We start from the raw sequence: 5,466 nt of genomic DNA on the forward strand, positions 1-5,466 counted from the left end.
ATTGGGTTACTTTTCCTGTATGCACCTTTAACCTTTATTCCCATGAATTTTTCGACAAGAACTTTTCACTGTCCAGTCTTTCATAATAATCATAATTTTGTCTCTCATATGGTTAGACGAAATGAATTTACGAAATTCATCGGTGGATTTGTTCGGGAAGCCCAAATCGAGTAAATAATTTTGTGTTAATGAAATTTTGGATGTGCAAAATTTTACCGTCTTTTATTTCAACGACGTGAATGCCCCAAGGCACTAAGATGGATTTATTGTCACTTGGCATATATTGCGCAAATGCGGGATAACCGCCATTCACCGTAACCGGCAAAAATCGGGAACCTTCGCAATGCCAACGAGTTAGCGTAAAAAACTTGAACAAATTGTCCTTGCCGCGGACCCACATCTCGAAAGGCGGCATGGATAGGCATCCCTCTTCATGAAACAACGCCACTAATGCAGAGATATCAAATTGCTCAAATGCATCCACATAACGTGAGAGCAGCTCATGATCCGGTACAGCATCCATCATGCAGAGCTCTTCGGAGCGAAGCTCGGCCCGGCCCATCGTCTCTCTCGCTCTTTGCAAGGCGCTGTTCACGGCTGCATGCGTCATACCTAGCGTCTCCGCAATCTGCTTGGAGGACCACTCGAACACATCCTTCAAAATAAGCACTGCACGTTGACGGGGAGGTAACGTTTGTAAAAGGGCAATAAAGCAAAGTTGAAGCGTATCTTTCCGCACGACAATATGTTCCGGGTCATCTGCAAAATCCGGAGCAGGCCAAATCCATGACGATTCGGGCAGCGTCTCGCGAGGTTCGATGATGGAAACAGCCGGGTCAAATATGTCAACAGGAAGGGCGCGGCGTTTAGCTTGCCTCAGCTTGTCTATACATACGTTTGACGCGATGCGGTAGATCCACGTTCTGCGCGAAGATTGTTGCCTGAATGAGTTCCAGCTCTGCCAAACGCGAATGTAGGTTTCCTGAACGGCATCGTCCGCGTCTACGATAGATCCCAGCATCCTATAGCAGAACGATGTTAACTCCGGTTTTAACTTCTCAAATATTTCAAGATCAAGTGCGGCTTCGTTCATCTTAGCCCCCTTCATGAGCGATTGCCTGATGACGGTCTAACATCATACTACATTCGACAAAAACCAGCGATTTCCTTTGAAAATCCCCGGCGAATATGCGTGAAACATTTTAACATTAATACACGCCTCTTTCTTCGACCGCCCGAATATAGTGCCCGTCCGGATCATAAAAGGTGAAATAACCGAAATCATTAGTAAATACGGGTTCTTTATCTATATCGGCTCCCGCTTGTTTAATCCGTTCATGCAGCGCAAGCAAATCATTCGTTAATAACTCAACCATCGTCACGTGCCCCGTGCTGCTTGTGACAAAGAATGAACGAGGAAATACAAACTTCAATTGGGTAACATCTTCCGGCTTGGTTTCCATCAAAAAAATACCCGGACCGTTCCCATTTTTCAACGCAAGATGTGCCTCTCCAAACTGATAATCAGCCGAAATCAATTCAAAGCCTAACACATTACAATAAAAATCTACCGACCTTTTCAAATCCGTGACTGGAAATCTCATGCAGCAGTAACCGATCACATCCGCATCATTCGTTTTTTTGCTCTGCATATTTTACATCCTCCTTTTTTAAATAGCTGTTTTTCGTTCCGTCTTTCTTCCCTTGCGGATTCAGTGCGGCCTCCCGGCCACGGTTACGAAGCGACTTTGATTTTATTTCTGTAGCTATTAGATAATTTCATAGCGATGAGCTGCGGAATTAAATTCAAAAAACTAACCAAAATTAACAATTGATTTGGGGATAGTGGCTTAAAATAGCCGCCCCATCGTTCGTTCCCTGACATCTCTCCTAAGAAATAATATGAAATGATTAGTGACAGTATATTACCAATAACAAGAAAGATCGGATTACTAAAAAGTGTGCCAACGAAAGCGAGAAGCGAAGTCGCTACAATCATAACTAAATAGCCGAGCATAGAATGGTTGGCAAAATCTTGGTACATTGAAAAATAAACAAAAGGAAAACAGTATAAAAAGACTATTAGAATACCAATTACTATCTTTCTCATATTTCCGCCCCTTTGTATACTTATATAAGGTAAGTGTCAAGATATTCTGTAGCCGATTCATTCCCAAAATGGGGTGCCTGTAAATAGCCCTTCTGAATGAGTTCGATCAATCCTAAACCAATAATATCCTGAGAAGGTGTTGCCGCCCTAGCAATCCTTAAGCGGAATGGAAAATTCAACGTAAAAAGGATGAAGTTCTTCATTCAAGCAAAACTCGATTCTTTGCTTGAAATTTCCCCATGTTACCATCTCTAATGCTGTTTCGATTGGAAAAAATCCTACTTCTAAAGACTCTGGGGTAGTTGTTAATTCTCCTCCGACGGGTCTGCCTAAAAATAAAGTGTTACAAATACTAGCGCTTACATTTTGGAAAATACCGCAAAACTTGGTCACTTCTATATCTATACCGCTTTCTTCCTTTGTTTCCCTTATCGCTGCATCTTTCAAAGATTCGCCTTCTTCAACCTGCCCTCCCGGCATTTCCCATCCTCGTCTAGGTCCTTTTATCAATAATATTTCGTTTCGCTCATTAACCACAATCGTTGCCGCTGAAACTATATGTTTTGGAGCCACTTCATCGTCCTCCCCATTTAAAATTAATAAAACCAGATTACTACATTTTCCCATTACTGTATACTGCCGGTCAGCTTAAAAAGGTTCGAGCAATTTGAGTACATCTATCCTATTCGTGATTAAGGGCCAAGACCTTCGAGGGGCAGTTTTCTTTTTCAGGAGGTTATGTAGAATGAGATTAACAATACGAAGCAGGATATGGTCACTTTGCTTGCGCGGAGGTACTGCAATACGGTACCCCTTGATCAGGGGCAGGACTTGCTTCTGCTTGTTCGTCGGCTCCATAATGGCTAGGAGAAGATAAAAAATACGGGTTCGTTTAGGAAGGGACAGAGCGAGCATGATTTCAAGAGAACAATTGAAATGAATCAAGTATGGCTCTATGCTCTGGCATTAATATTTTCAAGGGGGTTTATGAATGAGGAGAATCCAACTTGCCAATGGGACGACGGTAGAAGTTGAATACCTAAGCTGCGCCCTAACTGCCGGTTTAATTGAACCAACTGGAGGCGTAATTTATGAAGATGAATTCTTCCATGCTCACCAGGATGTCGCTTATCCTATCCCCGGATTGGTAATCCTTGCTTCCAAAAGACACTTTTATTGTATGGATGAATTAACCGAGGATGAATCGAACAGGTATATGAAATTAGTTAGAAAAATACGTGATGCCCAAAGGAAAGAACTGGGGATCGAATATGTTTACTATTTTTACAATGAGGATACTACTCATCATTTTCATCTTTGGATGGTTCCGAGATATGAGTGGATGAAACCATTTGGAAACTCCGTTGAATCATTAAGACCAGCACTTCTACATTCAAGAAATGCGATGAATGATGAAACAAACATTAAACACGTAATTGAGTGTATAGAAAAACTAAGGAGGGCTTTAAATTGACATCAGACCGTCTATTTAGTTCAAGTTTGCATCTACACAGCTAAACACTGCGTCCCCGCCTCATGTGGAAAGTAAAATACAGTGCATCCTGTTGGTCCTTCATCATATTCTGCTATGCCAATTTTCAGAGAAGGAAAGTGAAATTCCATTTTTTTCGTACTTTTTGGGTAGTGCTGGTGTTAATTTAATCGTGTCGTTGGATACTTTTTTATTCATGACAATCCTCTCCTATACCGAATGTATGTTCCTCCTATTATAGTTGATTATTTAACAAATTGGAAATCCCTTCTTCTTCTACTAGGTTCAAAATCTAACTTTGTCTTCCCCGAGAAGATTTCCCTTACGAATAAATTAAGGAAGATCCATCCATTCTAAATCATGAATCTTATCTCAGAGGAGTGCACACTTATGGATTTAGCTTGGATTTGGAAGTCCGCAATCCTAGTCATCGCGGGAATGGTACTTTTACGTATAGCAGGAAGAAAATCGATCTCCCAAATGAGCGTAGCTACGACCGTTATCATGATTTCTATTGGTACGACCATTGTTCAACCGCTTGCCAATAATCAACTATGGACAGCAATCGGCTCGGCAGCGGTTTTCATTATTACACTAATAATCATTGAATTTTTACAGCTGAAATTTGATTGGTTCGAAAAACTCATGAGTGGGAGATCCAAGGTGATCATTGAGAACGGACAAATCGTGCAGAAGAACCTTCGGAGCATTCGTATGACTGTCGATCAGCTTGAAATACGTTTAAGACAAAATGGCATTGCTAATATTAGTGATGTCAAAACCGCTATAATTGAACCCAATGGTCAAGTTGGTTACGAATTAATGAGGCACGCCAAACCAGTAACTGTCGGAGAATTAGAACGAATACTTGGCTTGAAGCCCGAGACAACTATGGAACAAAGCATCCTTTTCCAGGAAGTAAGCACAAACCACCATCCGACCCCAATTGACCCTAACCTGCAATAAGCTCTTTACGCTTCATTGCCATACCCGTTTCATCCAGGAACATTAGCGGAGCGAGCAGTATTTATCCTATTTGCTTTTCCTCAATTCGATACCATAACTCACAATATTCATAACCGTCTTTGTCTGTACAATACATCTCGAAATTACCGCCATCCAGAACATTAAAATTTGATGTGGGCAGCCATTCCGAAAATATTCGATTCTTTAAGGATCGCAGATCATAGTTGCCGCTCCCATTCCCATCATTAACGTTGAAAATACCGCCCAAGTCGATGCCGGAACATCAACAACTGTATATCCATTGACCTTGCTATTCTCCGATTTGTAACACCCGATAAGATAAGGGAAAGTGCTATTGCTTGTGAACTTGTAGGAATCGTTGCAAAAACGGCTCCAAGTTCCTTGCTGAAATTTCCTTCGTGCCACCAATCCCCGGTTACCGATTTGCGTAATCTGTCAAACTCGCCATTCTTGCCTATGTTTTGCCAAACCTCCGGGATAGATATTCCTTGTTGGTTCGCAATATCATCGTAATTGTATATATCCTCCAACCCATAAACTTGAAAAGCATCCCGTTTCTCAATCCGATAATTCATCCCGACAACTCCTTTTAAAATAATTTGAAAGGAGATGCGAGGATAGGCTTTCAACTGACTTCCGGCATTGCGTGCTGTTGTAGGAGTCAATCCATGCAGATCCTCGCCTTCCAGGTTGTCCAGCCAGAGGCTGTTTTGGTTTTTGATAGGCGTGTGGATATTTTCTATAAAAAGCCCCGCTTCTCGCGCAATCTGCGGCCCGCTGCGGTAATCGTTCCGATTAAAGTCTATAATGGACTAAGAAAATTAGACAGCAAAAAAGGAGTTTCTTAGTTGTATGGCAACGATGAGGAGAAAGTTCA

General features: G+C 41.7%; 7 protein-coding genes. 2 read left to right on the forward strand and 5 right to left on the reverse strand.

The features are described 5' to 3' along the window. Window positions 1-136: 136 nt before the first annotated feature. From ACTHRH_RS25405 to ACTHRH_RS25420, 4 genes are all read right to left on the reverse strand, one after another. Window positions 137-1,093 carry a sigma-70 family RNA polymerase sigma factor gene (locus tag ACTHRH_RS25405; protein WP_144937502.1) on the reverse strand — a complete coding sequence of 319 codons (957 nt, stop codon included), beginning with the start codon at window positions 1,091-1,093 and terminating at the stop codon, window positions 137-139. Window positions 1,094-1,208: 115 nt separating this feature from the next. Continuing rightward, window positions 1,209-1,652: a VOC family protein gene (locus tag ACTHRH_RS25410; protein WP_150960454.1), complete on the reverse strand. Its 444-nt coding sequence runs from the start codon at window positions 1,650-1,652 to the stop codon at window positions 1,209-1,211. An 83-nt stretch (window positions 1,653-1,735) separates the two neighbouring features. Then, entirely contained in the window at window positions 1,736-2,110 is a 375-nt protein-coding gene (locus tag ACTHRH_RS25415) for a hypothetical protein (RefSeq protein ID WP_144937473.1), read from the reverse strand. 147 nt (window positions 2,111-2,257) lie between these two features. Continuing rightward, on the reverse strand, window positions 2,258-2,683 hold the full coding sequence (locus ACTHRH_RS25420; RefSeq protein WP_144937470.1) for an NUDIX hydrolase: 426 nt from the start codon (window positions 2,681-2,683) through the stop codon (window positions 2,258-2,260). Between the two features lie 418 nt (window positions 2,684-3,101). Here ACTHRH_RS25420 and ACTHRH_RS25425 point away from each other — a divergent pair, with 418 nt between their 5' ends. Both ACTHRH_RS25425 and ACTHRH_RS25430 read left to right on the forward strand, forming a co-directional pair. Continuing rightward, window positions 3,102-3,584 carry an HIT family protein gene (locus tag ACTHRH_RS25425; RefSeq protein ID WP_440418236.1) on the forward strand — a complete coding sequence of 161 codons (483 nt, stop codon included), beginning with the start codon at window positions 3,102-3,104 and terminating at the stop codon, window positions 3,582-3,584. A 408-nt stretch (window positions 3,585-3,992) separates the two neighbouring features. Continuing rightward, complete coding sequence (locus ACTHRH_RS25430) at window positions 3,993-4,568, forward strand: DUF421 domain-containing protein (protein WP_440418238.1); 576 nt, start codon at window positions 3,993-3,995, stop codon at window positions 4,566-4,568. 245 nt (window positions 4,569-4,813) lie between these two features. Here ACTHRH_RS25430 and ACTHRH_RS25435 read toward each other — a convergent pair whose 3' ends face one another. Next, on the reverse strand, window positions 4,814-5,164 hold the full coding sequence (locus tag ACTHRH_RS25435; protein ID WP_440418240.1) for a hypothetical protein: 351 nt from the start codon (window positions 5,162-5,164) through the stop codon (window positions 4,814-4,816). Between the last annotated feature and the right edge of the window lie 302 nt (window positions 5,165-5,466).

The organism is Paenibacillus sp. SAFN-117 (assembly GCF_051966115.1).
GTDB classification, from domain to species: Bacteria; Bacillota; Bacilli; order Paenibacillales; family NBRC-103111; genus Paenibacillus_L; species Paenibacillus_L residui.